We start from the raw sequence: 21,720 nt of genomic DNA on the forward strand, positions 1-21,720 counted from the left end.
TGTAGAGATTTCACATATGGGGGTACCGACCATACTGGTACTACTTGGTCTGCTGATTGGTAAAGTTGCAGGCATATCCTTATTCAGCAGTGTCGCCCATCGGCTTGGCTGGCACAGGCCTCACGGCATGGGGACAAAGGAAACTTTGCTGGTAGGGTGTATCGCGGCAATAGGGTTCACTGTGTCTCTATTTATTGCGGGTGAGGCCTTTACTGATCCGGCTTTAACTAATGGGGCCAAAATGGGAGCACTCTTGAGCATTGGCATCGCAGTTCCTGCGGTACTCGGCGCCAAGCTTCTCAAGATAAGTAAGAGGCAATGAAATAGGTCGGAGCCTTGCAGATGGCGTTGGATAGAGCAAAATAGTAATTGAACTTTATACCTACAAATGTTAATTATCCGATTTTTAAATATAAATAAAGTGGAGCAGGGAGATGAAGAACCGAAACGTTGCTCCATCCATCAGACACCGCCGCACCTGGATAATTATTGTGCTTGTCATGACGGCAGGTTGCGTTTTTTTCATTGTGCGAGCCACCTGCAGCAGAAACCATTACCCCCTCCCCAAGATGTTACTATTGCGATTCCTACCTTGCCCTTCGCAGCTCTTGCCCAAATTGCCCAGCACCAGGGTTTTTATCTGCAGGAGGGATTGCATGCGACGCCGCTCGTATACCCCTATGGAAAACCTGCTCTTCAGGCAGTTGTTGACGGCAGTGCCGATTTTGCCGTGGTCGCCGAAACACCCTTCATGTTTGCCGTGCTGAACGGTGAAAAGATATCCATCGTCGCCACTATTCTGACCTCCTCTGAGGCCCATGCCATTGTTGCCAGAAAAGACCGGGGAATCGTTAAGTATGAAGATCTCAAAGGCAGAAGAATAGGCGCCACCCTGGGCACCTCCGGCCATTTTTTCATGGATGCCTTCCTGGTCGCCCACGGCATATCAAACGCCGATGTGGAGGCCGTCGACCTGAAGCCGGAGGAAATGGCCGATGCCTTGGCCAATGGCACTGTGGATGCCATCTCTACCTGGCAACCATTCCTGTCCTACACGCAACAAAAAATGGGTGACCGGGGTGTTTCATTTAAGGATGAAGACATCCATCGACTGACCTTCAACATTATTGCCACCCACGACTTTATCCGCCATAACCCGGAACAAGTGGCAAAAGTTATCCGTGCCCTGGTCAAAGCCGAGGAATTCGCTATCCGGGAGCCGGCAGCGGCGCAAAAGACAGTGGCGGATTTCTGCCACATTGACCGTGAAGTACTGCGCCGGTTCTGGCCTGCATACTCATTCCAGGTCACCCTGGACCAGTCACTGCTGCTCGCTCTGGAAGATGAATCCCAATGGGCAATGGGCAATGGCTTGGTCAAGAAGCGGCAAATACCCAATTACCTTAACTTTATCTACTATGATGGCATGCAGTCGGTCAAACCCGAAAGGTTAATGATTCTTAGATAGGATAGATGGGCATGCAAGTTAAAAGAAAACTGCAACTGGCTGCAATTGCTTCGGCAATGGCTGGTCTTATGGTCATTTCCATGCTTTTGGTGGCGTTGTACCATGTGGATCGTGCCATAAAACAATCCCACATAGCCGGCGAGATAGTCAATGAGGCCTTTGAAAGGAGTACATTCAGAGAGGACTATCTGCGGATCGGCAATGAAAGGGCAAAGATACAGTGGTTTGCCAAGCATGAACAGCTGGGCAGACTTTTGAGAACTGCCGCAGGGACATTCAAGGATAGCAACGATACAAGAACCATCGGGAAAATGATTCACACCCATGAGTCATCGGGAAGATTATTTTCTGCCGTGGTGGAAAATCGTGAAAAAAAGAACGCTAATGAAAAACCGGATGACCTGCACCGTCAGATCGAAAGCAGATTGACAACCCAGCTGGCCATGACGCTATATGAAACGGTTTTAGAGGCACGCCGGCTGCACGTGTCGGCAGACAGGCGCCTGCTGTTCACCCTCCACCTGGCGGGAGTCGCATTCTCTGCATAGTGATAATAGCCACCGCCGTAGTGGTTTTCAACTCATGGAATATGGCCCGGATCATGGCCAACCGCATGGGAAGCTGTCGGCCGGCGCCTCGATCGTTGGTGACGGGAACCTGGATCACCGCATTGCTATTCAAGGTGATGACGAATTTGCCGAGTTTTCGTGCGCCTTCGACGCTATGACAGCGAAGCTGGCCAGCACGCACCTGGAACTTGAACAGTCCCGGCAGGCCGCCGAAGAGGGTAACCGCGCCAAAAGCCAGTTTCTGGCCAACATGAGCCATGAACTGCGTACTCCCATGAATGGCATTCTTGGAGTTCTCCAGTTGCTGCTTTCCGGTCATGCCGGCCAGCTGGAGGAGAAACAACGGGAATTGCTGTTAAAGGCCACCAAATCAGGGGATTCGCTTCTACAGATCATCAGTGACATTCTTGACCTGTCGAAAATCGAAGCGGGTAAATTACAGATACACGAGCAACTCTTTTCCCTGCGTAAATGTCTTTCCGACGCGGTCGATTATTTTTCCTCCGAAGCCCAGGGCAAAGGTCTCGCTCTGACTCTTTCTATCGCAACAGACGTTCCCGGTACCGTGAAAGGGGACCAGGTGCGGTTGAGACAGGTTCTTCTCAATCTGATCGGTAATGCCGTTAAATTTACCGATCAGGGGAGAGTAGATGTTAAGGCAGTAACCGGCAACAAAACGCCTACTGGGGAAAGGGAGATCACCTTCATCATAAACGACACCGGCATCGGTATTCCAGCTGACAAAAAACATTTGCTCTTCCGCTCTTTCAGTCAGGTAGACAATTCCGATAGGCGCAGGTATGGCGGCACCGGCCTCGGTCTCGCCATCAGCAGCCAGATTGTGGAAATGATGGGGGGACGCATCGCCTTTGACAGCATAGAAGGGGAGGGGAGTACCTTCTTTTTCACCTTGCCCTTAGCCGAGGGGGGTGAAGGAATAGACGGCAACAGGCATGAAACGCCGCCATTTTTGGAGGCTGCACCACCAATTAACGAAACAAGCACCATTCCACAGATTCTTGCTGCAGAAGACGATGCTTTGGCGGGCGAACTCCTGAAACAGATTCTTGAATTGTTCGGCCTGGAAATGGATCTGGCCAAGACCGGACAGGAGGCGGTAGAAATGTGGGAAAAAGGGCACTACGATCTGATCATCATGGATGTACAGATGCCCCGGATGGACGGCATTACTGCTACCAGGATCATACGCCAAAAGGAGGAGACGGCTGGCGGCCATATTCCGATTATCGCCATGACAGCCCATGCCTACCGCGAGGACGAGGAAAGATGTTATGCAGCAGGAATGGATGGATACCTTACCAAGCCTCTGGATCTGCAGAAAGGCAAGGAAGTGATCATGGGTTTCATAAAGAAGTAGACAGCCTGCCAGGTGGGCTGCCCCCCTTTGCTTATGGGGAACCTGCTGGCAATCCCCGGCAAAACGTGGTAATATTCCTCGAAATTTCGTTCAAAAGGATGCCGTCATGTATAAACTGAGAATTGAAACATCTTTTGCCGCTGCCCATTGCCTTATCCACTACCAGGGGGACTGTGAAAATCTCCACGGCCACAACTGGAAGGTGGAAGTGACGGTTACGGCCAGGGAGCTGGACAAGTCGGGGCTGGGCATCGACTTCAAGGTACTGAAGAGTGAAACCAGTGCTCTGCTCAAAACTCTGGACCACAAATATCTCAACGAACTTCCCCCCTTTATGGAGAGCTCCCCATCTTCTGAAAACATCGCCCGTTATCTTTTCCAGGAACTGGCCAAGAAATTCAACAGTGACAACATCAGCCTGACAGAAGTAACCGTCTGGGAATCGGATTTCGCCAGCGCCAGCTATTATGAATAAAAGCAGTGCCGACCTCGTCGAGGTCTTTTCCTCCATCCAGGGCGAAGGACTGCTGGTAGGACTGCGCCAGGCTTTCATTCGTTTCAGCGGCTGCAATCTCACCTGCAGTTACTGCGACACAGAGCTTGATCGCACCCAATACTGCCAGTTGGAAAGCACGCCCGGCCGCCGTGACTTTTTTCAGGTTGAAAATCCCGTCCCTGTCGAGCGCCTGGTGAATCTTATCAGCGGCTGGCAGCGAGGCTGGCCCGGCATTCACCATTCCATAAGCATCACCGGCGGTGAGCCGCTGCTGTGTCATCAACTGCTGCAGGAACTGCTGCCGGCCCTGCGGCACTATCTTCCCATATATCTTGAAACCAATGGAATTCTTCATGCGAACTCGCCCAACTCCTTGACCATGTGGATTACGTGAGCATGGACATCAAGCTCCCTTCAACCTCCGGCTACACTGATCTGTGGCAGGCCCACGAGGAGTTTCTCCGCCTTGCCGCATCGAAAAAGACCTATGTCAAGACAGTGGTCGGTACCGATACGGAAGACTGGGAGATCATCAGGACTGCAGAGCTCATGGCCGCCATCGACAGCCGTATTCCACTCATCCTTCAGCCATTTACCGACCGGGAGGGCAGGGTGACCCTCTCAGCGATCCGCATGCTGGAGATGCAGGAGACGGCAAATCGGTATCTGCAGGAAGTACGGATAATTCCCCAGACCCACAAATTCATCGGTCAGTTATAGGGGTTTTTACATGATCATCGAAAATATGACGATGGGGGACTTTGAAGAGGGATTGAAACGGACCCAAACGGTCTACATCCCCTTCGGTTCCGTTGAGGAGCATGGCTATCACCTGCCCCTTTCCACCGACACCATCCAGGCATATGAAGTTGGCAAACGGGCTGCAGAACTCATCCCCCTCTTTGTTGCCCCGCCGGTCCATTATGGGTGCTGCCGCTCCACGGCCCGCCATCCGGGAACCATCTCCATTTCCACCGCCACCCTCAAATCCCTTCTCAAAGATATTGTCCGCTCCCTCCACTCCCACGGCCTGAAAAACTTCATCGTCCTCACCGGCCACGCCGGCGGCTCCCATAAAATGGCGCTGCAAGATGCAGGCGAGGAGCTGATCGCCGAAATTTATGACATAAAGATGGCCGTGGTTACCGAATATGACCTGGCCAAGGAAGAGGGGAGAGGGCTGATCGAAACGGCCGGCGATGCCCACGCCGGCGAGATCGAGACTTCCCGCATCATGCATTCCCATCCCCAGCTTGTCACCGGAACGGGGGAGCGGGAATTCCCCACATTTCCTCCGGGCATCCTGGTGCGCAACAAACGTAAATACTGGCAGAATGGCATCTGGGGCGACCCAACCAAGCGACCGCCGAAAAAGGAGCAAAGCTGGAAGCACTGGTGGCGACCAAGGTGGTTGAGCTGGCCAGGGCGCTGGAGGCATTGGAGGATTGAGTTCTTCCCATATGGAAAGCAGGGACTTATCAGGGGCGGCCTTCATGGCTGCCTTTTTTTGTCTTCACTGCAGGTCAACAGGTAAGATGGACAATATGGGGGTGGGTAAGTATGTATGTTGTCAGGTAACATGCGGACACTACAGAAATATCTCGTGGCAGTCCTGAAGAATTGTATGGGTGGTATACTTTAGATGCTACCGTAGCTATGTAAAAGTCAACGGGAGGACCATAAAAAGCATGAATGTGATAGCGCAGCGTGTTGCCGTCTTTGCCGCCGACAGCTTCCAGGAATTGTAAAAAAATCCCTGATCCCTTGTCGAAAATCAAGACACTTCGCCATCATCGTCAAAGGAATTATATGAAGTTTTAACTGGTTACGAATGGCACAGAACGTGTATTTAAATGGATTTAATAAATCACACCCTCGATGAAAGGAGCTATTCATGATGGTAAAACTTCTTCTCCCCGTCCTTGTTCTGCTTTCTTGTTTATCCATGTCAGGTCCTGCCAATGCCTATCCCTGGAATTCTTTGGAAGGGTATGAAAACATCGAAGGTTATGAGCATTTGGCAGACAAGCTGAATTATTACCTGTCACTGACCCATCTCAATCCCACTTACCTTACCTTTGCCGGACAGGATGCGAACTCAGGAGAACCCTACAACGCCACCATCTATATGGACATCAGCCGGGATTACTCCGAAAGCAAGTTAGGCCGCGGTTATTATGCCCGCTATGTGTCCGGCAATATATTCGGCACCCTTTCAAACCTGGATGGACGGGCCGGAGATTACCTGACTATCCCTACACAGGAAGGTTCTGCCATCTTTAACGGCGGTAATGGATTATTCTGGAACTTCAGTCAACCCTTCTCAAGTCTCCGCACCGGCGATTATCTAAACTTTTCCAGCTATTCCGATACCCTTATCTACATGTCAGTCACTAACTGGTATGAGGTCCCGTCAAGCACGGCCCCCGTCCCCGAACCGGGCACCTGCCTGCTGTTGGCTGCCGGGTTGGGCGGTCTCGGCTTCCTGCGAAGGTTCAAGAAAGCATGACGCTTGTCATCTCGACAAGAAAACGGCGCCCCCTGAAGGCGCCGTTTTCATATGCGTCATTTTCAAGTCTCCACAGCCTCCACCATCCACACAGCCACATGCTGCGCCTCAGAATAATGCAATAACGGGTTTCGGTCGAAATGTTGCAGCCCATGGGCTTCGAGCAATGTCGAACTGAAATCGCCCAGTTCCGCCCGCTGCAACTTCCACGGCTGATGAAATATTCTCGCCCTGAATAGTTTTTTCCCATACAAAGTATAGAGGCAATAGCGCTCGGTAAGGAAGTATTCCAAAGTTTCCGGAGCAGCAGTGCCGAGCATGGCACCGGGGCGCCAGACAGTACTGAATTCGGCAAGGGGAGGGGAGATCCGCCGGCTGGAATAGAAGACGCTGTCATGCTCCACTCGCATGACCATGCTGGCGTGACGGTACGGCAGATGGTAGGCCAGCCGTGCCCCCATTACCGCCAGGGCTCTGTCCGCGTCCAGAGAGAAAAACCATATGCCGGGGACGCCGCGGTAATGGACATAGGTGCGCAGGTTAATCTCGTGGAAGTTGCTCAGCCACGGCAACGGTGGTGCGAAGGCCGGACGTAGGTTCCTGAGTGCGAAGGGAGTTATGCCGATCCAGGCGCTGCCATTGAAAAGATCGATCTCCAGTTCGTCGGGCAGGTGCGGCCGCAGCAGCTCTGGCGAAATCTCCCAGTGCATGAAGAGGAGCTTCAGCCAGGACTGGTACATGACCGGAAGCCCCTTCGGCCGGCTGCGGGTGGACAACCTGTCGATTCCGCTATTATTGCTCATGGGTTAAGTATATCAATAAATACTACAGCGTGAGCCCCTTCAGATTGCGCCCCCTTACTCCGCTTTTGTTCATATAAATATATTGCTTGGGAAACAATACCATGATATTGTTTCTATGGAAATTGCTCTATTAATGGGAGGAACCAATGGCCCAAGCTGCTGTTACAGTACCCGAGGCCCTCACCCGTGAAGCCGTCCTGTCAAAAGCGTTGATCAATGCCGCCGAACGACTTGGGTTATCCCAGGCCAAGCTTGCCCATGTCCTGGGAGTAAGCAAAGCATCCGTATCCCGCCTTGTTGCCGGCACCTACCAGCTTTCCAGCGAAAAAAAAGAATGGGAATTCGCCGTACTGCTGCTCAGACTCTTCCGCTCCCTCGATGCCATTGTCGGCGGCGTTGCCACAGATGTGCGCAGCTGGATGACCAGCGACAACCTGGCCCTGGCCGGCCGCAAACCAATCGAGCTGATAACCTCGACGGAGGGCCTGGTCCGTGTCATTTATTACCTGGACGCCAGACGCGGTCTCGTCTAACTCCCGTCGCTGGTCGGAATCGCTCTGGCGCATGGTGGAGGCCCAGCACATGGCCTCGACCATGAAACTGGTGGATACCCTGGCCGAGCAGGACATCCTCGAACAGATCCTGGAAGAAAGCAAGCCACCATTGCCCCGTGATGCGGCTATACTTGATTACCTCCTTGCCGCACCCTTCCGCTATATACCCTATCCATCAGGCTCCCGCTTTCGCGCCCCCACCGATCCCGGCGTATTCTACGGGGCCGAAACCATCCGCACCGCCGCCGCCGAAATAGGCTACTGGCGCTGGAAATTTCTCCAGGAAACCACCGGCCTCCAGCGCCTGGGCCCGGCAGCCCATACCGCCTTCAGTGTCACCATTGATGCCAACGCCATAGATCTGCGACTCCCCCCCTTTGACCAGGATGCAGCCATCTGGACCCACCCCACGGACTACACCGGCACCCAGGCCCTGGCGCGCCTTGCCCGTGAAACAGGAGTTGAAGCCATCTTCTACCGGTCAGTCCGCGACCCGGACCCGGCATGGTGTGCGGCGCTCTTGACCCCACGGGCCTTCGCCTCCAACCACCATGATCCGGTCACCCAGACCTGGCAGCTGATTGTGACCCGGGATGAAGCAATCTGGCGGCGGGAGATGGGGGAGAGTTTTTCGTTTGGGTTTGTCGGAAAAAATTAGAAGTCACCCTGTTCTCTCGTTGAAGCCGCACGAAACAAGTAAGGAAGAGGTATGCCGGTACTATCCCCGCAATAAATCCAAGTAATGCCGGATAATAATCCAAGTAACGGTAAAGCTGCCGACGACGGCTGAGTTCAACTTGACTTTATGCGGCGGCTTCGCGCCGCATAAAGTCTTAACTGGTTATGCCATCGAATTTAGAACTAAAATAGAAATTGACACACGTACCAATATTGGTACAATGGTTTGCAAATGACAGCGATTACATTTATCTTGAAAGTTGTGTTTTATCGTTCCGAAGCAGGGAACGAGCCGGTCAGAGATTGGCTAAAGGACTTATCCCGCGATGACAAGCGGCAAATCGGTGAAGATATCAAGACTGCCCAACTTGGCTGGCCCTTGGGAATGCCGCTCATCAGAAAGATCGATAAGGATTTGTGGGAGGTCAGAACCAGATTGGCAGATGGAATTGCTCGGGTTTTCTTCACTGTGGACAGCGACTACATGATCTTACTACATGGCTTCATCAAGAAATCTCAAAAAACCCCACAAAACGAGCACAGGACGGCATTAAGCCGCCTTGGCAATTACAAGAGAGGCGCTAAATGAAAAACGAACATGTAGGATCAAGCTTTGACGACTTTCTTGAAGAAGAAGGACTGCGTGCGGAGACAGAAGCAGCGGCAATTAAGAGAGTTATTGCATTCCAGATAGAACAGGAGATGAAACAGGCGAATCTCTCAAAAACTTCTATGGCGGAAAAAATGCACACCAGTCGTACCGCACTGGACAGACTCCTCGACCCTGCCAATGCTTCCGTCACCCTCCAGACCCTCGAAAGAGCCGCCCTCGCCCTTGGGAAAAGCCTTAAAATTGAACTGGCATAACCACGCGCTCAGACCGACCGAATATTACCGGGTCATATTTGACATTTGAAGATTCCCCTGATGAAAGTTTAAAAGTCAAACCTGACCCCGTGATGCCCCCGGACCCGGCATGGTGTGCAGCCCTGCTGACCCCACGGGCCTTCGCCTCCAACCACCATGATCCGGTCACCCAGACCTGGCAGCTGATTGTGACACAGGATGAAGCAATCTGGCGGCGGGAGATGGGGGAGAGTTTTTCCTTTGGGTCTGGGCGGTGGGGGTAGATTAGGCGGTGGCTCTGGATTTTATAGATGAGGGAATGTATACGCAAAAGAAGCCTGCGGCTATACCGGGAAGATCATTGAGCAGAACAGCATAACTTCGCCTTGCTCCACTAAAACAAATGTTGTATTAGTTAGTCTCAACAATATTTGCGCGGTGGCGGAGGCGGTCATATGATACGCAAGGATGATGCTCTTGCAGTGCTAACCAGGTTGAAGCCGGAATTTGCTGAACGATATGGCATTACGGCTTTGGGGATCTTCGGTTCGGTAGCTCGCGAACAGACGACAGGGACGAGCGATGTGGATGTGGTGGTAAAGATGAACGATCCGAACCTGTTTACGCTGGTCCATGTGAAGGAGACTCTTGAGGAAGCCTTGCATGAGCACGTGGACATCGTCCACTACCGCGAGCGAATGAACGAATTTCTCAAGAGCCGTATCGACCGGGAAGTAATTTATGTATGATGTCGAACTGGTAAAAGCGTTGCGCACGTTGCGGCGCTGCGTGAGACCTCCTGCATGATCCTGATGGCCCTTCACCCCTCACCCCTCACTCTTCTAGCTTCACTCCTCTAACTTCCTGCGATTCCTGCCCTTTTTTTCGAACTGTAAAAATTTTTTACACCCTGGAAAGAAATTTTACACCTAACTCATCGATTTTTTTATTGAATTTGTGCGGCTGGAGGAGTAGAAAAGAGCTCATTAATTTGTAACGCTGAAGGTGTCTGAAAAGCACTTATTAAGTCACTGCTGTCGTTGATGTCCTTCAAGTCTTTCGGAAAAGGAATTACCAATGCCTGAAGGCTTTATTCCATGCCATGGCGGCTATCAAAAACTGCTTTCCTACCAGAAGGCGGAAATCGTCTATGATGCGACCGTCTATTTCTGCGACCGGTTCATCGACCGTCACAGCCGCACACGTGACCAGATAGTGCAGGCAGCGCGATCAGGCAAACAGAATATTATTGAAGGTAGCATGTCCTCTGGCACCTCAAAAGAGATGGAGATCAAGCTGGCAAACGTGGCTAGAGCCAGCCTGGAAGAGCTCTTGGCAGACTACCGCGATTTCCTGAGGACCAGGGGAGCAGTCCTTTGGGACAAGGAGAGCAAGGAAGCGAAGTTCGTCAGGAAACTGGGCGCCGACAAGGATGGGTCCTTGTGTCGTATGGGACTTTAGGACCTATATCTAAACCAGACCTCCGGAGGTGGTGGCCAATATCATCATCTGCCTGATCCATCAGGCTAATTTCCTACTGGACAAGCAGTTGAAGTTTCTGGAGCAGGCGTTCCTGAAAGAGGGGGGCCTGCGGGAGCGGATGACAAGAGCTCGAATCGAGGCGAGAAAGAAACAGGGATGAGCAACGTTCCGCCTTTTTCTTTAAACAGTGGGGTGGGTGGGGCGCTGATGGTCAGAAGAGGGAGTAGAAGCTGAATGGGCGGTTGTTGCAGGGGAGGACGTGGGATGCGGTGCCTGCGCTTGCTGTAAATGCTCAAATGCAAAGTTTGACCCCGCCGTCTCTAAGTATGAAAATATGGTGAGTGTCCCTGGTTTACCCTGGGTAAACAGAATATTATTGAAGGTAGCATGGCCTCTGGCACCTCAAAAGAGATGGAGATCAAGCTTACAAACGTGGCTAGAGCCAGCCTGGAAGAGCTCTTGGCAGATACCGCGATTTCCTGAGGACCAGGGGAGCAGTCCTTTGGGACAAGGAGAGCAAGGAAGCAAAGTTCGTAAGGAAACTGGGTGCCTGCAAGGATGGGTCCCCTGTGTCGGATGGGACTTTAGGACCTATATCTAAACCAGACCTCCGGAGGTGGTGGCCAATATCATCATCTGCCTGATCCATCAGGCTAATTTCCTACTGGACAGGCAGTTAAAGTTTCTGGAGCAGGCGTTCCTGAAAGAGGGGGGCCTGCGGGAGCGGATGACAAGAGCTCGAATCGAGGCGAGAAAGAAACAGGGATGAGCAACGTTCCTCCTTTTTCTTTAAACAGTGGGGTGGGTGGGGTGTTGATGGTCAGAAGAGGGAGTAGAAGCTGAATGGGCGGTTGTTGCAGGGGAGGACGTGGGATACGGCGCCTGCGCTTGCTGTAAATGCTCAAATGCAAAGCTTGACCCCGCCGTCTCTAAGTATGAAAATATGGTGAGTGTCCCTGGTTTACCCCCTAGTTTTCCCTAGTTTTCCCTAGTTTTCCCCGATGACTATTTCGAATGGCAAGAGGCATGACGGTGTCGAATCTAAGAGGGACACGAGGAAGGGGATGCAGATGATCCTGACTGACAACGAAACGAAGGTGGATCTCCTCAACAATGAAGCAATAGCAACGACGATCATCAAGCTCCTACGGGATCGGCCTGATCAACCGGTGACTGTCGGCGTCCATGGCGATTGGGGTGCTGGCAAGTCAAGTGTACTGGAGATGATCGAGGCCGGTTTCGAAAGTGAAGCGAAGGTCCTGTGCCTCAAGTTCAATGGCTGGCGCTTTCAGGGATTCGAAGATGCCAAGATCGCACTCATCGAGGGCATTGTTACAGGCCTCATTGAAAACCGGCCCGCTCTCACCAAGGCCGGTGAAGCGGTAAAGGATGTCTTTCGCCGGATCGACTGGCTCAAGGTGGCCAAGAAAGCCGGCGGGCTCGCCTTTACAGCCTTTACCGGAATCCCAACGCAGGACCAGGTTGATGCAATCGTCGGTACGCTGGGGAGCTTTCTGGCAGATCCGCAAAAGCTTGCCACCAAAGATAATCTCCACGCAACCATCGAGAGTGTGAAAGGTCTGCTCAAGCCGAAGGGCGAAGGAGAATCAACCAACGTACCTGAAGAAATCAACGCCTTCAGAAAATCCTTTGACGATCTCCTTGATGAAGCAGGTGTTGAGCAACTGATTGTCCTGATCGACGACCTCGATCGCTGCCTGCCCGACACGGCGATCGAGACGTTGGAAGCCGTTCGCCTCTTTGTCTTCACTTCTCGAACCGCCTTCGTCGTCGCTGCCGACGAGGCGATGATTGAATACGCAGTGCGCAAGCATTTCCCTGATCTACCAGACACGACAGGTCCACAGACTTACGCCCGAAATTATCTCGAAAAGCTCATTCAGATACCCTTCCGCATCCCTGCGCTCGGCGACACCGAAACACGCATCTATGTAACACTCCTTCTGGTGGGCGCCCAGCTCGGCGAAAATGATGAGGACTTCAATACGTTGATCGGTGCCGCCCGCGAGAGGCTGAAACGACCTTGGACTTCTGGTGCGCTTGACGCGGCGACCGTCCGGACTGCGCTCGGCGCTAAGGCTACTGCCGCAAACAATGCGCTGGCACTCAGTGATCAGATCGGGCCGATCTTGGCAAGCGGCACGAAGGGCAATCCCCGTCAGATCAAGCGCTTCCTCAACACGCTGGTCTTACGTCAGCTCACGGCTGAAGCGCGGGGGTTCGGGGGCGATGTCAAACTACCATTTCTAGCCAAGCTAATGCTCGCGGAGCGCTTCTTACCGCGACTTTTCGATCAGATTGCCTCTGCTGCGGCCGTAGCACCGGATGGGAAATGCCCAGACCTGGCCGCACTCGAAGAGGCGGCGACCACAAAGGAAAAAACAATGGGTGCGGGCAAGTGGGAGAAGATCACCGCCAAGAGCGCTGACACGACCATGGCCACGCCCAAGCTGGAGCCCGTGAAATTGACCGAGAGTTTGCTCCTCAGTGAGTGGCTTTCCTCGCCCTCTATCATGGCATGGGCCGCCGTTCCGACAGCGCTCGGCAACGAGGATCTTAGGCCCTATCTCTTTGTAGCGAAGGACCGAAAGGATTACTTCGGCGTCGCGTCAGTTCTTGGTCACTTAACTACTGTCGTCGATCAGCTCTTCGGAGGCAAATTCGCGGTACAGGGGCTTGAGGCTGACCTCAAGCGCCTCGCTCCCCCAGAAGCGGCACAAGTTTTTGAAGCCGTGCGCGGCCGCATCATCGGCGGAGACAGCCTCGAAACTGAACCCGCCGGTGTTGCGGGATTGGCTGTCCTCGTAAAAGCCCATCCATCACTTCAGGGTAGCCTCATCGATTTTCTGGAGGCATTGCCCCGAAAGCGACTTGGACCATGGGTTTGTAGCGGTTGGGAGGGTGTCCTCAAGAATCAAGAATCGGCTCAACGTTTCGATTTTATTCTTCAACAATGGGGTAAAGAAGGAAGTGCGATGTTGAAAGTGGCAGCCAACGGCGTGCTACGTACACGTCAGGGAGGGGGTAACTGATGGGCACATCTTCTGCTTTTGGCGGACAAAACGGCGGGACACCACTCGTTCCGAGTTGGCTTGACGATGGAGGTGCGCCGTCGGCTGCTCCGAATGGGGCTCCTCCTGATGGTGGACCACCAAACGATCCGCCGCACGACGTTCCAGCGCCCGACACACCACCCGAGCGGCCGCCTATACCACTAATTGCCGATCCCACCCGCTTCTCGGCGGCACGTAACAACTTCTCTCGATTCGCAGGCTCTGGTGGCGATGACCGCAGGAGCCTTGGTCGAGCGCTGTCGCACTATGTGGGCTCGTCATCGGGGGGCGCGCGCAACGCAGCTGCGAGGATGGGCTCGGCGCGTGGCGCTGGTAGTCGCCTTGTTGGTTTTCTGTCTGACGCAATTGCACGGGGCGCCACTGAGGCCCTTCGCGCGCTCAATCTCGGGGCACTCGCTGGCCGCCCAATTGAAGAGATTTTTCTCGGACTGTCAGATTATGTGTGTCCTGACGGCGGTTCGATTGACGAAGGTATAGCTCGTGAAGCGTTCATCGAGACGATCACGGACCTTGCAGGCGCTGGCGTAACAGACCTCGATGGGCTCACTGCAGATCAGATGCAGACCGTGTTCGAGCTTTTCGCAACCAACGCCATCGAAGCGAGGCTCTGTAATGACATTGGGTTAAAGGCAATTATCCTGCCGTCAAACAGCCGCGAAGCCGCAAGTGTGCAGACTCAACTAAAAGATTTTATACGACGAGGAGTGGCGGATGCGCTCACCACAGCCCGCTCTACAGTAGCCGCGCTCACTCCTGATCGCGTACTTCAATTTGTTGGGCGTGTCTACGAGCAAGCGTTCGAAATTTTGCAGATTATGGGTGACACAGAAGCGGAGGGTGAATGAGGCGACACGTCATCATAGGTCGGTATGGTCCTGACGACCATATAAGATTCCCACTTGGAGAGGGTGAAGTCGAAACCCAACTTAATCTTGTTGACGGTGAGCGATCGCTCGGCCACGGCATAGGACGTGCGCTTGGCGATTTGGCGCGGCTTGGCGTCTATCCTTCCGAGATCGGTGTCGATGTCCTGATCCTAGCCGCGCATGTCCACGCCGCAGATACCCGTATTTCGCGAACTAGCGAATCCCAGGATGGATGGACGCGCGAAATCCGGCTGATAGTACCCGTTTCTGATCCGGAGCGCTGGACAGCTGTCGCTCCAACCTTCGTCCGGATGCTGAACTTTCTTACCGGAGATCGCTGGACGCTCGCGTTTCGCGCTCGACCGAGTCGTTTTACCAAGGTCGCGCCAGCACGTCCTGTGCGGCTCTTTGGCCCTCCGTTCGACGACCTAGCGCTTTTTTCCGGCGGACTGGACAGTCTCATCGGAGCAATCAACGCCCTTGAAAGTGGCCGCACACCGCTTCTAATCAGCCACGCTGGCGAAGGCGCAACGAGCGACGCACAGTCCACCCTTTTTGATGTTTTGCATACACACTATCGGGGTCGCTCCTTCAATCGCTTACGCCTCTGGATGGCGTTTCCGGAAGGCTTTGTTCAAGGCTCGGCTGGAGAGAACACCACTCGCGGTAGATCCTTTCTTTTCTTCGCTCTAGGCGTTTTTGCCGGGAGTGGTCTTGATACTCCGTTTACTCTGAAGGCGCCCGAGAACGGCCTTATCGCCATTAATGTGCCGCTCGATCCACTGCGCCTCGGCGCGCTAAGCACGCGCACGACCCATCCCTTCTACATTGCCCGTTGGAACGACGCACTCCAAGGACTTGGCCTCAATGGCCGCATAGATAACCCCTATTGGGACAAAACCAAGGGCGAAATGGTGGCTGCATGCGCCAACGGCACTTTGCTACGCCAGCTCATTCCCTCGTCAGTCTCCTGCGCTGCCCCGACCAAAGGTCGCTGGCAAGGTCTTGGTATGCAACATTGCGGCTATTGCCTGCCGTGCCTCATCAGGCGAGCGGCGATCCTAGCGGGACTGACCTCCGATCCCGACACGACCGTCTACACGGTCGACGATCTGACAGCTCGTGTGCTAGATACGCGCCAATCAGAGGGTGTTCAAATTCGCTCCTTCCAGCTCGCCATTGAGCGGCTTCGCTCTAGGCCGGGATTGGCTCCGATCCTCATCCACAAGCCGGGCCCGCTCCTTGATGAATCGCCTGTGCGTCAAGCAGCCATCGCCGGTGTCTATCGACGTGGTCTCGATGAGGTTGGTGCATTGCTAGCCGGTGTAAGGACGCGGCCAGTATGACGGATGACGTTAAAGCCAGTGGCGTGGACTTCCACTGTCATCTCGATCTCTTTCCAGACTATGAGGCCGCAATCGCTAGGACGGAAGCTGCGCGCATATATACGCTAACCGTCACTACGACACCGAAAGCGTGGATGCGCAATTACGAACTCACGCGTGGCACCCGCTATATCCGTGCTGCGCTTGGCCTGCATCCGCAAGTCGTTGCCGAGCGAGCCGGGGAGCTGCCGCTATGGGAGCGTCACCTGCCCGAAACCCGCTACATCGGCGAAGTTGGGCTTGATGCCGGTCCACGGTTCTACAAGTCGTTGGAGACTCAGAAATACGTGTTTCGCACAATTCTAGTAAGATGTGCTGAAGCTGGCAAAAAAATTCTTTCTGTTCACAGCATGAGGTGTGTTCCCGCAGTGCTTGATATGATAGAGCTATATCTTCCGCGGGATCGTGGCACCGTCGTACTCCATTGGTTCACCGGGACCAAGAGTGAAGTACGGCGAGCAGTGAATCTTGGATGCTATTTCTCCGTCAATGCTCAAATGGTTAAGTCGGATCGCGGTCGAGCCCTTGTTGCCGACCTACCGATGGATCGTATCCTTACGGAGACTGATGGCCCTTTTATTGATATTAATGGGCATCCCGCGGAGCCAACAGATATTCATGTAACCGCTGATTTAGTTGCCCGCCTTCGGAATGTGCATGTACAGGAACTGGCAAAGACAGTTATAGGCAACCTTCATACCCTGGTCGATTAAACTCTGGGGCTTTGCCAAGGTGCAGATTTATTTAATCAGGTGCTGCACCACGGCATAGGCTTTCCACAAAGGGGGGCAAAATGATACCAGCTACGGCATATGCCGCTGTGGGGGCAATTTTGGCTGCACTCATAACTAGCGGAATTTCCTTCGTTAACTTAGTGATTTCAAAGGATCAAAAAACATCTGAATTCAGGCAGGCATGGATCGATGCTCTGAGGCAAGATTTATCAGAGATGATTGGACACATTTTCCGTATTAGCGCCCTATGTGACTACTATATTGAGTTGCATAAAGATGATACTGATAAGGCCATTAATGAGCTCGTAAAAGATATTGGGAAAGATATATCTACGGTATCAATGTTATTTCATAGAATATTATTAAGGTTAAACCCTGAAGAGGATAAAGAAATCATTGATTCAGTAACAACGTTACACGACATGCTGTCATCTATTGAGACAAATATGTTGGACCAGGATAAAATTGATAAAGAATCACAAAGACTTTTAGCACTATCACAAGTGTTATTAAAAAAAGAATGGAAAAGAGTAAAAAGGGGCGAACCAGCTTCTTCTGTACAAAATACTTTTTTTTAGTTGTAGTACCTTTGGTTGCATTGTTGGTGGTTTTAACAAAAAGTTCTTTATTTAAGTAATGAAAGTGCTGTAGATTGGCCATGATTGCGGCTTTATGATACATAAGTTAGTTTATTTGTAGAGTATATTCACCTGAAAATCCGCCCTTGAACAGGAGATGTACTCTGCCATCTTTTTAGTTTTGTGTGAATTTTTTGTCCGTAAGGGCCTTATATGGCGGGCGGAAATAATAAAAGGGCGCGTCTCCAAAATCCATTTTTTGACTAATACAGAAGCTATGGAGCAAGGATGCTTAATCCGACCACCTCCATCAAACAATTCACCTCACTCAACCGCGCCCCCGGTCCAACTTGGGCCGAAGCCACCAAACGTAAGGCCCCCCACAAGCCGATCCTGCTGCTGGCGGTGTTGGACCTGGTGCATCGCGGCATGATCACGACGCGTTTGTCGATGTCACCGGCGATCTGGTCGAGCTGAACGAACTTTTCAACCTCTACTGGCGACGCATTGTGCCCCTTGGCCAGACCAGCAGCATTGCCTTTCCATTTTCCCGCCTGGATCGTGAGCCATTCTGGGAACTGGTACCGCAACCGTGTAAAACCATCACTCCCGCCCTCATCAATAACACATCCTCCGTCAGCTATCTCCGCAAATACGCCCTCGGCGCAAGGTTAGATCAAGGTCTTTCCCAGGTAATGCAGACAGAGGAGGGGAGAGAGGCACTACGGGAAGCGCTGCTTCTTTCCTGCTTCTCACCCGAAGCACAGGCGCAACTGCGGGAGCAGTCTGTCATCAATCGCGAAGCCTACGACTATAGCCGGATCTTAGAAGAGAAATCACACCTGCCGCTGGTAAAAGAGATCATAGATGTCGATAACTACCGCCCGACTGCTCGGGATCAGGGTTTTCGGCGACTGGTGGTTACCACCTATGACCATCGCTGCGCTCTGTGCGGTGTCCGGATCATCACCCCCGAGCAATATACCGCAGTTGAGGCAGCTCATATTGTTCCTTGGAGCAAAAGCAATAATGATGATATTCGCAATGGCATGGCGCTGTGCAGGCTTTGCCACTGGGCTTTCGACAACGGCATGATGGGGGTGTCAGACGGCTATGAAGTCATTACCTCCCGACATATTTCTGCACAACCAAATGCGCCTGGCATCCTGCTAACCCTCAGTGGGCGCGGTATTATCGGACCGAAAGACAATAACCTGTGGCCAGCACAGGAATATCTTGCAGAACATCGCCGGGAATTTAAGCTTTAATGGTTTGCACGTCCCCGGAACCGGCTTTTGGAATAACAATGATTAGACTTTTAGAAGGATAAAGGACCTTTGAATGGAACAGCTGTTAATCATGATTCTTCCTGCTATTGTTATCGTTAGCTCAATCTTTATCGTCGTATATCCTTCTATTTGGCTTAGCAAACTGCGACGCGCGGTAGGCGATCTCCTTTAACAACTGACTTACTCAGAGCCCCGGGAGAATCGCTGCGCCAACTCATAGATGACCTCAGCAGTGATATTACCGGCTATCTGGCTGCCTCATTTGCCGTGCCACTGGCATTTTCTACGAGCATTCTCAGCCAACTTTATTTCACAAAGATCCAAACACCTCAGCCTATCTTGCTGCATATGGCTTTGTTGCCTTTATTTTCTTAGCTTTTTCTATTTTAAAAATGTCCAATGCTATGACCCGACGAAACCAGTTGCGCGTGGCTCTGGATGCGGAGGTAGCGGTAGGACAAGAACTTAACCAGCTAATGTTGCATGGCTACCGGGTTTATCATGATTTCCCATGTGATGGCTTCAATATCGATCATATCCTTTTTGGCCCGAATGGGGTTTTTGCGGTTGAGACGAAAGGAAAAGCTAAGCCAGCGAAGGGAAGCACAAAGCAGGAATGGAAGGTAGCCTTCGATGGGCAGGCATTGCAATTCCCAAATTGGACGGAGCGGGATTTCCTCCCCCAAGCAAGGCGGCAAGCTGAATGGCTGGCAAAATGGCTGACCAGCGCAGTGGGGGAGCAGGTACAGGTGAAGCCGGTTCTGGCCATTCCTGGATGGTACATCGACCGCCTAAAGCCTTCAGATGTATTCCTCTTTAACGGAAAGAACCCACTTGCATGGGCAGGCATCAAAAGCGCTACCCCCCTTTCGGATTCGTTGATTCAACGGATTGCACACCAGGTTGAACAAAAATGTCGTGATGTGGCGCCCTCCGGCTATAAAGAAGAGAAGAAAACGCTTAAATAAGGTAATCTACCACTGATCAGCTTCGCTAGTTACTCGGGCCACCTCCTCCAATGCGCTTGTACCAACAGGCAGGGGAGTCATGATCTTCCCCCTGGCAAACGTCGCCAAAATGGTCATTGCCGAAAACAAAGTGACGGCACCCCGCTGATCCGATCCCACATGAGGATGACGAACGAAAGATTTCACCCTTCACTCCTTGTCTTCTGCTCGACAATAGCCGCAGCCTTGTCGCTCTGTGTGCTTTCATTCCCTAAATCAACCTACCACTAATAATTCATGATTTTTTGTGTTGTTATTCAGCACACAATAGATATACTGATTTGTGTGAAAAGAAGGAGGCCTTTAATGGCACGTGCAACCGTTACACTCCCACAGGACCTTTTGACCGAACTCATGTCGCTGGTCGGCGCCAAGAGCAAGACTGAGGCAGTTCTTACCGCCGTCAGGGATGAGATACGCCTGCGCAAGACGGCTCGCATCAAGGCCATGGCCGGGAAGATGGAGTTTATCGCGGATGCTGATGAACTACGACATGGAGACCACCGCCTTGGCTAAGGTTCTCGTCGATACTTCCGTATGGATCGAGTTCTTCCGCAAGCAAGAGCCCTGTTTTGGCGTGGTGACGCGGTTGATCGACGAAGAACAGGTTTGCTGCACCGGATCATCCTTGCCGAACTTATGCAGGGGGCAAAATCTGACAAAGAGCTTGCCGTGCTTGCCGATTTCCCGCATGTCTTCGAATTCCTGCCGGAAACCCCGGAATTATGGGCTGCAGCCGGGCGACTCTCCTTCGATCTCCGCCGCAAAGGGCAGACTATCGGTCTTGCCGACTGTTTCATTGCCGCCGCTGCTGCACAGGCCGGTGTCCCGTTGGCCACACTGGATGCTCATTTCGAAATAGTCAAAAAGGCAGCTAAAATTTCGCTCTATCCAATTCCAGGCCGGAAGTGAAATCACCAGGCCAGGCCAGATAATACTTAAACAATTAAAATGTTTCCCTTTTAAAGGTGAAGGTGGTACTTTTTTGAAAAAATTTTCAGGAGGAAACCCCATATGTTGCCTAGGAAGTTGAAGAATGTTGTCTGGCTCTCGGTTTTAACACTTGTAATTTCTGCAGCGGTTGCACTTGCCAGCGGTACACAAGCCGGCATGAGCGCCGATGAAGCCTTGAAAAGCCTGCTGGATGGCAATCAGCGCTATGTCTCCAATCAGATGAGTGGTCAGAAGCTCTGTGACCTGACTACCCGCGAAAGTCTTGCCAAGCATCAGAAGCCGTATGCCATCATCCTTTCCTGCTCCGATTCGCGCGTTCCGCCGGAGATAATTTTCGACAAGGGTCTCGGTGAGATATTCGTCATCCGCGTTGCAGGAAACATCGCCGATCCGGCTATCCTGGGAAGCATCGAATACGGAGCCGAACACCTGGGTTCCCCGCTGATCATGGTTCTCGGCCATGAGCGTTGTGGCGCCGTAACGGCTGCGGTCGAAGCCAAAGGCAAGCCTGAAGGGAATCTGGGCTCGATAATCCGCTCCATCGCCCCGGCAGTGAAGCAGGCTAAGAAAGAATCAACGGGCAAAGCAAAACCAGAGGTGGTGGAAATGGCCATAGACGATAATGTGAAACTGGTTTCTGCCGCATTGACCAAACAGTCGAAAGTTATCAGGCATCTGGTTGCAGAAGGCAAGGTCAAGATCGTCGCCGCCAAATATGACCTGGACGATGGCAAGGTAACACTGCTGAAATAACCGATTTTCAGCTCTATACAGCCCACGAAGCCCGTCAGACTTTTCTTGACGGGCTTTTTCCATATAGGTAGGTCAACATGGTGCTGGCTGGCTGCGCTGCTGACCAACAATTCCCGCAACCAAACCTCGTACTTTACATAATATATCTTATCGGACGTTACTAGTGCATGAATGGATGCAAGTCACCATAACTGCGGAATGCAGGAAGGCTTCTGCCTTGCCGGATATTAAAAGGCGGCTTAAAAGGCAAATTTGGAGCTTTGTCCTGTAAAACCG

The 21,720-nt window shown here is 52.4% G+C and carries 28 protein-coding genes and 2 pseudogenes; 28 read left to right on the forward strand and 2 right to left on the reverse strand.

Translation table 11 applies throughout. The features are described 5' to 3' along the window. Positions 1–322 (forward strand): Na+/H+ antiporter NhaA (locus JCM15764_RS19770; protein WP_243689465.1); only part of this gene is annotated, 322 nt, incomplete at its 5' end. Between the two features lie 73 nt (positions 323–395). Here the strand turns inward: JCM15764_RS19770 and JCM15764_RS25370 are convergent. After that, the gene (locus tag JCM15764_RS25370; protein ID WP_243689466.1) at positions 396–554 is read right to left on the reverse strand and encodes a hypothetical protein; all 159 of its coding nucleotides are present in this window, start codon (positions 552–554) and stop codon (positions 396–398) included. On the opposite strand from JCM15764_RS25370, the gene JCM15764_RS19775 reads away from it, so the two are divergent. The 7 genes and pseudogenes from JCM15764_RS19775 to JCM15764_RS19805 all read left to right on the forward strand — a co-directional run bounded on the left by JCM15764_RS19775 (position 512) and on the right by JCM15764_RS19805 (position 6,420). Then, positions 512–1,468, forward strand: a complete 957-nt coding sequence (locus JCM15764_RS19775) for an ABC transporter substrate-binding protein (protein WP_279384591.1) — start codon at positions 512–514, stop codon at positions 1,466–1,468. The two genes, JCM15764_RS25370 and JCM15764_RS19775, sit on opposite strands and share 43 nt — an antisense overlap. Before the next feature lie 11 nt (positions 1,469–1,479). Continuing rightward, positions 1,480–2,016: a hypothetical protein gene (locus JCM15764_RS19780; protein WP_243689467.1), complete on the forward strand. Its 537-nt coding sequence runs from the start codon at positions 1,480–1,482 to the stop codon at positions 2,014–2,016. 34 nt (positions 2,017–2,050) lie between these two features. Continuing rightward, positions 2,051–3,415 carry an ATP-binding protein gene (locus tag JCM15764_RS19785; RefSeq protein WP_054698632.1) on the forward strand — a complete coding sequence of 455 codons (1,365 nt, stop codon included), beginning with the start codon at positions 2,051–2,053 and terminating at the stop codon, positions 3,413–3,415. Positions 3,416–3,521: 106 nt separating this feature from the next. After that, complete coding sequence (gene queD / locus JCM15764_RS19790) at positions 3,522–3,890, forward strand: 6-carboxytetrahydropterin synthase QueD (RefSeq protein WP_054698633.1); 369 nt, start codon at positions 3,522–3,524, stop codon at positions 3,888–3,890. Continuing rightward, positions 3,883–4,631, forward strand: a pseudogene (locus JCM15764_RS19795) (7-carboxy-7-deazaguanine synthase QueE). The gene queD and the pseudogene JCM15764_RS19795 overlap by 8 nt, the downstream one beginning before the upstream one ends. Positions 4,632–4,641: 10 nt before the next feature. Next, positions 4,642–5,360 (forward strand): annotated as a pseudogene (locus tag JCM15764_RS19800) (creatininase family protein). 445 nt (positions 5,361–5,805) lie between these two features. After that, positions 5,806–6,420, forward strand: a complete 615-nt coding sequence (locus JCM15764_RS19805; protein WP_054698634.1) for a PEP-CTERM sorting domain-containing protein — start codon at positions 5,806–5,808, stop codon at positions 6,418–6,420. A 62-nt stretch (positions 6,421–6,482) separates the two neighbouring features. Here the strand turns inward: JCM15764_RS19805 and JCM15764_RS19810 are convergent, their stop codons facing one another. Beyond that, on the reverse strand, positions 6,483–7,223 hold the full coding sequence (locus tag JCM15764_RS19810) for a YqjF family protein (RefSeq protein WP_054698635.1): 741 nt from the start codon (positions 7,221–7,223) through the stop codon (positions 6,483–6,485). Between the two features lie 146 nt (positions 7,224–7,369). On the opposite strand from JCM15764_RS19810, the gene JCM15764_RS19815 reads away from it, so the two are divergent. The 20 genes from JCM15764_RS19815 (at position 7,370) to JCM15764_RS19895 (ending at position 21,444) form a co-directional block, all read left to right on the forward strand. Beyond that, positions 7,370–7,756 carry an antitoxin Xre-like helix-turn-helix domain-containing protein gene (locus tag JCM15764_RS19815; protein WP_054698638.1) on the forward strand — a complete coding sequence of 129 codons (387 nt, stop codon included), beginning with the start codon at positions 7,370–7,372 and terminating at the stop codon, positions 7,754–7,756. Beyond that, on the forward strand, positions 7,716–8,435 hold the full coding sequence (locus tag JCM15764_RS19820; RefSeq protein ID WP_243689468.1) for an RES family NAD+ phosphorylase: 720 nt from the start codon (positions 7,716–7,718) through the stop codon (positions 8,433–8,435). Before JCM15764_RS19815 ends, JCM15764_RS19820 begins: the two co-directional genes overlap by 41 nt. A gap of 252 nt (positions 8,436–8,687) precedes the next feature. Then, entirely contained in the window at positions 8,688–9,044 is a 357-nt protein-coding gene (locus JCM15764_RS19825) for a type II toxin-antitoxin system RelE/ParE family toxin (RefSeq protein ID WP_054698642.1), read from the forward strand. After that, entirely contained in the window at positions 9,041–9,322 is a 282-nt protein-coding gene (locus JCM15764_RS19830) for an XRE family transcriptional regulator (protein WP_054698644.1), read from the forward strand. Before JCM15764_RS19825 ends, JCM15764_RS19830 begins: the two co-directional genes overlap by 4 nt. 89 nt (positions 9,323–9,411) lie before the next feature. Beyond that, complete coding sequence (locus JCM15764_RS19835) at positions 9,412–9,585, forward strand: hypothetical protein (protein WP_243689469.1); 174 nt, start codon at positions 9,412–9,414, stop codon at positions 9,583–9,585. A 171-nt stretch (positions 9,586–9,756) separates the two neighbouring features. After that, positions 9,757–10,050, forward strand: coding sequence for a nucleotidyltransferase family protein (locus tag JCM15764_RS19840; protein WP_054698647.1), 294 nt, complete (start codon positions 9,757–9,759; stop codon positions 10,048–10,050). 328 nt (positions 10,051–10,378) lie between these two features. Beyond that, positions 10,379–10,762, forward strand: coding sequence for a four helix bundle protein (locus JCM15764_RS30455; RefSeq protein ID WP_243689470.1), 384 nt, complete (start codon positions 10,379–10,381; stop codon positions 10,760–10,762). A gap of 31 nt (positions 10,763–10,793) precedes the next feature. Continuing rightward, positions 10,794–10,943, forward strand: a complete 150-nt coding sequence (locus JCM15764_RS30460) for a four helix bundle suffix domain-containing protein (RefSeq protein ID WP_243689471.1) — start codon at positions 10,794–10,796, stop codon at positions 10,941–10,943. 459 nt (positions 10,944–11,402) lie between these two features. Further along, complete coding sequence (locus tag JCM15764_RS25380; protein ID WP_243689472.1) at positions 11,403–11,552, forward strand: four helix bundle suffix domain-containing protein; 150 nt, start codon at positions 11,403–11,405, stop codon at positions 11,550–11,552. 301 nt (positions 11,553–11,853) lie between these two features. Then, the gene (gene qatA / locus JCM15764_RS19850) at positions 11,854–13,836 is read left to right on the forward strand and encodes a Qat anti-phage system ATPase QatA (protein WP_054698649.1); all 1,983 of its coding nucleotides are present in this window, start codon (positions 11,854–11,856) and stop codon (positions 13,834–13,836) included. Then, positions 13,836–14,723: a Qat anti-phage system associated protein QatB gene (gene qatB / locus JCM15764_RS27565; RefSeq protein ID WP_054698651.1), complete on the forward strand. Its 888-nt coding sequence runs from the start codon at positions 13,836–13,838 to the stop codon at positions 14,721–14,723. The genes qatA and qatB overlap by 1 nt, the downstream gene beginning before the upstream one ends. Further along, entirely contained in the window at positions 14,720–16,090 is a 1,371-nt protein-coding gene (qatC, locus tag JCM15764_RS19860) for a Qat anti-phage system QueC-like protein QatC (RefSeq protein WP_054698654.1), read from the forward strand. The genes qatB and qatC overlap by 4 nt, the downstream gene beginning before the upstream one ends. Continuing rightward, the gene (qatD, locus tag JCM15764_RS19865; RefSeq protein ID WP_054698656.1) at positions 16,087–16,842 is read left to right on the forward strand and encodes a Qat anti-phage system TatD family nuclease QatD; all 756 of its coding nucleotides are present in this window, start codon (positions 16,087–16,089) and stop codon (positions 16,840–16,842) included. Before qatC ends, qatD begins: the two co-directional genes overlap by 4 nt. A gap of 80 nt (positions 16,843–16,922) precedes the next feature. Further along, positions 16,923–17,441 carry a hypothetical protein gene (locus JCM15764_RS19870; RefSeq protein ID WP_054698658.1) on the forward strand — a complete coding sequence of 173 codons (519 nt, stop codon included), beginning with the start codon at positions 16,923–16,925 and terminating at the stop codon, positions 17,439–17,441. A gap of 288 nt (positions 17,442–17,729) precedes the next feature. Beyond that, positions 17,730–17,918 carry a hypothetical protein gene (locus JCM15764_RS25390; protein WP_243689474.1) on the forward strand — a complete coding sequence of 63 codons (189 nt, stop codon included), beginning with the start codon at positions 17,730–17,732 and terminating at the stop codon, positions 17,916–17,918. Between the two features lie 32 nt (positions 17,919–17,950). Further along, positions 17,951–18,709, forward strand: a complete 759-nt coding sequence (locus JCM15764_RS19875; RefSeq protein WP_243689475.1) for an HNH endonuclease — start codon at positions 17,951–17,953, stop codon at positions 18,707–18,709. A gap of 449 nt (positions 18,710–19,158) precedes the next feature. Further along, complete coding sequence (locus JCM15764_RS19880; protein WP_054698660.1) at positions 19,159–19,698, forward strand: nuclease-related domain-containing protein; 540 nt, start codon at positions 19,159–19,161, stop codon at positions 19,696–19,698. A 345-nt stretch (positions 19,699–20,043) separates the two neighbouring features. Beyond that, complete coding sequence (locus JCM15764_RS19885; RefSeq protein WP_054698663.1) at positions 20,044–20,253, forward strand: hypothetical protein; 210 nt, start codon at positions 20,044–20,046, stop codon at positions 20,251–20,253. 21 nt (positions 20,254–20,274) lie between these two features. After that, on the forward strand, positions 20,275–20,649 hold the full coding sequence (locus JCM15764_RS19890; protein WP_243689476.1) for a PIN domain-containing protein: 375 nt from the start codon (positions 20,275–20,277) through the stop codon (positions 20,647–20,649). A 102-nt stretch (positions 20,650–20,751) separates the two neighbouring features. Then, positions 20,752–21,444 (forward strand): carbonic anhydrase, encoded by a 693-nt coding sequence (locus tag JCM15764_RS19895; protein WP_054698665.1) that lies wholly within the window; start codon positions 20,752–20,754, stop codon positions 21,442–21,444. Positions 21,445–21,720: the final 276 nt, after the last annotated feature.

Source organism: Geotalea toluenoxydans JCM 15764, from assembly GCF_001311985.1.
Classification (GTDB): domain Bacteria; phylum Desulfobacterota; class Desulfuromonadia; order Geobacterales; family Geobacteraceae; genus Geotalea; species Geotalea toluenoxydans.

Coding starts and splice junctions, on each gene's coding strand:
- JCM15764_RS19870 (WP_054698658.1), top strand. CDS start 16,923: ATGATACCAGCTACGGCATATGCCGCTGTGGGGGCAATTTTGGCTGCA.
- qatB (WP_054698651.1), top strand. CDS start 13,836: ATGGGCACATCTTCTGCTTTTGGCGGACAAAACGGCGGGACACCACTC.
- JCM15764_RS19830 (WP_054698644.1), top strand. CDS start 9,041: ATGAAAAACGAACATGTAGGATCAAGCTTTGACGACTTTCTTGAAGAA.
- JCM15764_RS25370 (WP_243689466.1), bottom strand. CDS start 554: ATGGTTTCTGCTGCAGGTGGCTCGCACAATGAAAAAAACGCAACCTGC.
- JCM15764_RS19815 (WP_054698638.1), top strand. CDS start 7,370: ATGGCCCAAGCTGCTGTTACAGTACCCGAGGCCCTCACCCGTGAAGCC.
- JCM15764_RS19895 (WP_054698665.1), top strand. CDS start 20,752: ATGTTGCCTAGGAAGTTGAAGAATGTTGTCTGGCTCTCGGTTTTAACA.
- JCM15764_RS19885 (WP_054698663.1), top strand. CDS start 20,044: ATGGCACGTGCAACCGTTACACTCCCACAGGACCTTTTGACCGAACTC.
- JCM15764_RS19890 (WP_243689476.1), top strand. CDS start 20,275: ATGGATCGAGTTCTTCCGCAAGCAAGAGCCCTGTTTTGGCGTGGTGAC.
- JCM15764_RS19785 (WP_054698632.1), top strand. CDS start 2,051: ATGGAATATGGCCCGGATCATGGCCAACCGCATGGGAAGCTGTCGGCC.
- qatD (WP_054698656.1), top strand. CDS start 16,087: ATGACGGATGACGTTAAAGCCAGTGGCGTGGACTTCCACTGTCATCTC.
- JCM15764_RS19840 (WP_054698647.1), top strand. CDS start 9,757: ATGATACGCAAGGATGATGCTCTTGCAGTGCTAACCAGGTTGAAGCCG.
- qatA (WP_054698649.1), top strand. CDS start 11,854: ATGATCCTGACTGACAACGAAACGAAGGTGGATCTCCTCAACAATGAA.
- queD (WP_054698633.1), top strand. CDS start 3,522: ATGTATAAACTGAGAATTGAAACATCTTTTGCCGCTGCCCATTGCCTT.
- JCM15764_RS25390 (WP_243689474.1), top strand. CDS start 17,730: ATGCTTAATCCGACCACCTCCATCAAACAATTCACCTCACTCAACCGC.
- JCM15764_RS19825 (WP_054698642.1), top strand. CDS start 8,688: ATGACAGCGATTACATTTATCTTGAAAGTTGTGTTTTATCGTTCCGAA.
- qatC (WP_054698654.1), top strand. CDS start 14,720: ATGAGGCGACACGTCATCATAGGTCGGTATGGTCCTGACGACCATATA.
- JCM15764_RS19805 (WP_054698634.1), top strand. CDS start 5,806: ATGATGGTAAAACTTCTTCTCCCCGTCCTTGTTCTGCTTTCTTGTTTA.
- JCM15764_RS19810 (WP_054698635.1), bottom strand. CDS start 7,223: ATGAGCAATAATAGCGGAATCGACAGGTTGTCCACCCGCAGCCGGCCG.
- JCM15764_RS19780 (WP_243689467.1), top strand. CDS start 1,480: ATGCAAGTTAAAAGAAAACTGCAACTGGCTGCAATTGCTTCGGCAATG.
- JCM15764_RS30455 (WP_243689470.1), top strand. CDS start 10,379: ATGCCTGAAGGCTTTATTCCATGCCATGGCGGCTATCAAAAACTGCTT.